Origin of the sequence: Tannerella forsythia (assembly GCF_001006485.1) — a bacterium.
Classification (GTDB): domain Bacteria; phylum Bacteroidota; class Bacteroidia; order Bacteroidales; family Tannerellaceae; genus Tannerella; species Tannerella forsythia.
The window spans coordinates 1-621 of sequence record NZ_JUET01000033.1; the positions used below are offsets into that span (position 1 = coordinate 1).

The window sequence follows — 621 nt, forward strand, 5'->3', positions numbered from 1 at the left end:
ATTGCTGCTCAATCCCTCCCAAATTCGGTTGTTTGGGTGACTATAACACACGACTGTTGGCTCCGTGACGGTCGGTGTGTCTCGGAGATTGCGAATATAAGTATGTTACTTTCCTCTACAAGCTTGGGTAGCTTATGCCGGTGTCCGACTCCTTCCGGTGTATCTGTAAATTTGCGAAACGGGCTACTCTGTGCACCACAAAGGTAATTACGTGGCACCGAAAGGTATATCAAATGGCTAATCGGCCATATACGATTCAAGCAGTTTGATTTGTCCTTCTGTTCTTTTCAACTCTTCCTGCCTTTTGAGATAAATGTCAATGAAATCCTCTTCTTTGGAGAGCATGTGCCATACGGCAACGAGTATTTTCCGGGCGATGGCCACCTGGATCTTCATTTTGTTCTTTTTCTTGACGGTAGTTTGGAGGTAGCTGAAATGAGAGAAGAAACAGTTTCGGGTTCGTGATGCAGCCCATGCAATTTCGATCAATATTTGTCTGAGGTATCTGTTTCCGTGTGTCACTTTTCTGCTTTTGAAACGCCCGTTGCTTACATCGTTACGCGGTTTCAGACCGCACCATCCCACAAGGCTTGCCGCCGTAGCGAACATCTTCATATCAAC

At 45.9% G+C, this 621-nt stretch carries 1 protein-coding gene; it reads right to left on the reverse strand.

The window, feature by feature from the left end:
• Window positions 1-237 precede the first annotated feature (237 nt).
• The coding region (locus Tanf_RS01535; RefSeq protein ID WP_046824655.1) for a transposase at window positions 238-621 on the reverse strand (384 nt) is incomplete at its 5' end.